The sequence below is a fragment of the Bartonella sp. AP11XZML genome (genome assembly GCF_042196445.1).
GTDB lineage: Bacteria > Pseudomonadota > Alphaproteobacteria > Rhizobiales > Rhizobiaceae > Bartonella.
Window position 1 is genome coordinate 1 of the sequence record NZ_JBHIQF010000080.1, and the last position, 3465, is coordinate 3465.

A 3465-nucleotide genomic window follows, 5' to 3' on the forward strand; every position below is an offset into this window, starting at 1 on the left:
AAAGGGTATTGTATAGCATAACCACACCCGACAATATCATTATATGCTTGTAGCATACAACGAGTCAAAGTTTTTAATTGGCGGTGAAAAGATTGTTTCGGCAATCTATCCGCTATGTGTTTAAGGTGTTTCTTAGGCACCTGATTCGATTATTCATATTGTTGCTACATTGTCAAGTGGCAAAAATTACTTCTTGCTAAGAAAAAGTTTCACATACTGTACAGTGTACACATTAAATTTGTTATTTATCAATGTGTTATATGTACAATGTACAGTCGATTTGAAAATTCTGTCGCTAGCGATAGTTCGCGCTCGTCCGCCCCGCAACAGACCCAACCTGCTGGGAAGTACCTTTTGCATTGATTTTATTGTATTTTTTCTGGAAAAAACCAAAGCGCAAATGATAATCTGCTTTAAAAATTACAATTAAAGTGAGTAGCGTGTTGACATAGCTTAAGAACATTATTTAGCTTTCTTATTGGCAGCATATTCTTGACGAGCAAGTTGGTACTGTATGTTGGCAATTAATCTTTCATTGGCTTTTTTTACAATAGTACTTGCAATCTCTGGCTTGGACATTACCCCAGCAATTGAGGGTCCTTTTTGTTTTGCAATGGGGAATTGATCTCCATCGGCTCTTTGAAATACATTCCCATTCAGCTTTTTTAATTCAACACGCTTTGGAAAACTGCCTCCCTTGATAAAAGCATGGGGTAAGATTTCTTTCTTTCCAAACAGTGTGTAAGTTACGCCGCGTTTTGTTTCGTTTGCTTTAAAAAATTTAAGAGGTATCGGTGTTCCAGAACCAATGATATCTGTCTCAAGAAATCTTGCTGTTGCCTTTTCTTTAATATAAACGCCTCTTTTGATACGCTTTATTTGGGCTGATGAGATGTCTGCAACTTGCTTTTCAGTAAAGCGTTCAACTTGTTTTGCTGCAGTGTTTAGAGCATTACGCAGAGCCCAATTAAGGCGTGGTGCTTGAAGGTTTGTGAAGGTATCTTTTACCTGTTGAAGATACCATTTTTGGTGGATAATTAATTTCAACTTCTAAGCCTTTTTGGGGGTAGGTGTTGATGACTTGGAAGTTTTAGGTGCTTTTGGTTTTTCGAGTGAGGTTTTCTCTGTCACTGGTTCAGATGATGTTTGTACGGCTTCTGGTTCTATCTGTTTAATTTGTTCAACCGTCTTGTCAGGTTTTGCTGTTGTCTTGACTTCAACAAAAAGTTTTGCAGCATTAGCGCGCTTGAGACGTGCGTAGACTTGATTAGAAATTTCAACAAATGGATTATTGGGTGTTGATGGTTCAAAGCGAACAGTGCTTTTATTGTCTCCAACAACACACATTGGCTTAGTGATGACAGCTTTCATCATTGCTCCTTTTGAGTCATAATTAATGACATCATTAGTCAAATATTGATTTTTATTCTGTGAAAAATTGATTAACCAGAATTACCGAGAAAACGGGGCTTTCTAGCCACGTTTCAAGTTCACATTTTACTGAATTTTTGAGGATATTTTTGAATTTTAGACACAATACGACCAGTGCCGTGTCGTCATTAAATACGATTTTTTACACTATGTCAACAAAAAAATCATGATCTTGTGTTTTTTTATTTTTTTTACCTAAATATGGTGTTTTAAAAGATGTCCTTTATTTTCCTTCAATACAACATTTATGTTGCATGGAAACATTTTAGATGTTATATTATTATAATGAATAGTCAAGAATTGAAAAGATATCTTATAAAGCATGGTTGCAGTTTTACTTCAGGGAAGGGAGGGCATTTGCTTGTAAAGCGTGGTGCTAAAAAGTCCGTTTTACCTATGCATGGTACGCGAAAAGAATTAGGAACAGGATTAGTCCAGAAGATTCTTAAAGATCTTGACCTAAAATAAGCCTGAATATGGAGGTGTAAATGAAATATGCAATCAAATTTATCAAAGATGACAATGATACTCTTCTAGTCGTCTCTAAAGACTTTCAGGAATTTATTACCTATGGTAACGATGAAAAAGAAGCTTTGGAACAGGCTAAAAATGCACTTTTAACAGTCATTATGGGGCGTTTTCAAGATCGTGAATCTATTCCCTTTGGACATCGTGATATTGCCTATCCTTTTGTTGAAGTATCTTCATTGGTGACTTTAAAAATTGCAATACATAACGCTATGATTGAAAAAAACTTACGCAAAGCTGATCTCGTACGTCTTTTAAAACTTCATCCAATACAAATTGACCGATTGTTGGATTTAAACCACGCAACCAAATTAGATGCCTTAGAATCTACTCTCATTGCTCTTGGAAAAGAGATCTCTATTAATATTCAAAATGCTGCTTGAATTTAGCGGTTTTGTGTAAAATGCTTATGAAGCGCATTAAGAACAATACGCAAAGAGCTAACAAGATATGGTAACGATTGCTCTTCTACAACAATGTATTGTAGTGCGGCATAAAGATTATGCTGTCTATAAAGGCATTGTGCTTCTTTTAGCACCTCTTTCATTGCTTCATAGTAATGAGTAGTTTTTTCAATCCATTGTTTTTTTGCCTCTTCATTTAAAGATGGAGTAAAGTCATCATAAATTGCATTTGGTAAGGCTTTTGCACAGAGGTAATTGTTTTTCACTTCAAGATATTTTTGTGCAGCATCATATTGGTCTTGATTGATTTCGCCTTGCAAATAAAGTCGCCCGATATAGGTACTGGAAAGTGGATTTTTAGCCTCTTCTATGGTCAAGTCAAAGTGTTTGGCACGCATTTCAATTGCCAATTTATCCATGGGTTCATGCGGTGTTTTTGCTCGTGAGATGCGTCCATTTGGTTCTCTGATACATCCTTTAATCCGAGGACGTCCGCGTTTTGTACGTTGTTTTCTTTTTGACATATTTTTTCAATCAGAATGGTATGCTATCATTATTAATGAGTGCACTATGATCAGCAGCCCCTGAAGCGATAGCATAATTTTGAGAAGTAATAGGTGAAGGGGTAGGGGATGCCGATTGCTCTTTTTTGGCATCAAGTAAATATAATTCGCCTTTGAATTGTGGTAAGACAATCTCTGTTGTGTAACGGTCATGCCCATTTTTATCTTGCCATTTGCGTGTCTGTAATTTTCCTTCTATGTAAACCTTTGAACCTTTGTTTAGATATTGAAGTGCAATTTTTGCCAAATGTGGATTAAAAATCACCACGGAATGCCATTCTGTTTTCTCTACTTTTTGATGAGTATTTTTATCCGTATAGCTCTCAGAAGTCGCTATACGAAAATTGACTATTTCTGCTCCAGAATTCATTGTTTTGCTTTCGGGATCAGCACCTAAACGCCCGATTAATGTCACTTTATTTAGCATGTTTTTTCTTACCTTAAACTTGTACTTTAATACATAGAAAATCTTATCATGATTTGCTTATTTTTTCAATTATTTCAAAAGGATATTATTGTTTTTTAACATATAAAATTAT

Annotated in this window: 6 protein-coding genes; 2 read left to right on the forward strand and 4 right to left on the reverse strand. The window is 35.5% G+C overall.

The window, feature by feature from the left end:
* Positions 1-462: 462 nt before the first annotated feature.
* The gene (locus ACFIMG_RS08315; protein ID WP_375679321.1) at positions 463-1047 is read right to left on the reverse strand and encodes a hypothetical protein; all 585 of its coding nucleotides are present in this window, start codon (positions 1045-1047) and stop codon (positions 463-465) included.
* 3 nt (positions 1048-1050) lie between these two features.
* Positions 1051-1371, reverse strand: a complete 321-nt coding sequence (locus ACFIMG_RS08320; protein ID WP_375679326.1) for a hypothetical protein — start codon at positions 1369-1371, stop codon at positions 1051-1053.
* A gap of 345 nt (positions 1372-1716) precedes the next feature.
* Here ACFIMG_RS08320 and ACFIMG_RS08325 point away from each other — a divergent pair, with 345 nt between their 5' ends.
* Entirely contained in the window at positions 1717-1899 is a 183-nt protein-coding gene (locus ACFIMG_RS08325; RefSeq protein ID WP_375679322.1) for a type II toxin-antitoxin system HicA family toxin, read from the forward strand.
* Between the two features lie 20 nt (positions 1900-1919).
* Entirely contained in the window at positions 1920-2342 is a 423-nt protein-coding gene (locus ACFIMG_RS08330; RefSeq protein ID WP_375679323.1) for a type II toxin-antitoxin system HicB family antitoxin, read from the forward strand.
* A 2-nt stretch (positions 2343-2344) separates the two neighbouring features.
* On the opposite strand, the gene ACFIMG_RS08335 is transcribed toward ACFIMG_RS08330, so the two are convergent.
* The gene (locus ACFIMG_RS08335) at positions 2345-2887 is read right to left on the reverse strand and encodes a hypothetical protein (RefSeq protein WP_375679324.1); all 543 of its coding nucleotides are present in this window, start codon (positions 2885-2887) and stop codon (positions 2345-2347) included.
* A gap of 10 nt (positions 2888-2897) precedes the next feature.
* The gene (ssb, locus tag ACFIMG_RS08340) at positions 2898-3353 is read right to left on the reverse strand and encodes a single-stranded DNA-binding protein (RefSeq protein ID WP_375679325.1); all 456 of its coding nucleotides are present in this window, start codon (positions 3351-3353) and stop codon (positions 2898-2900) included.
* Positions 3354-3465 lie beyond the last annotated feature (112 nt).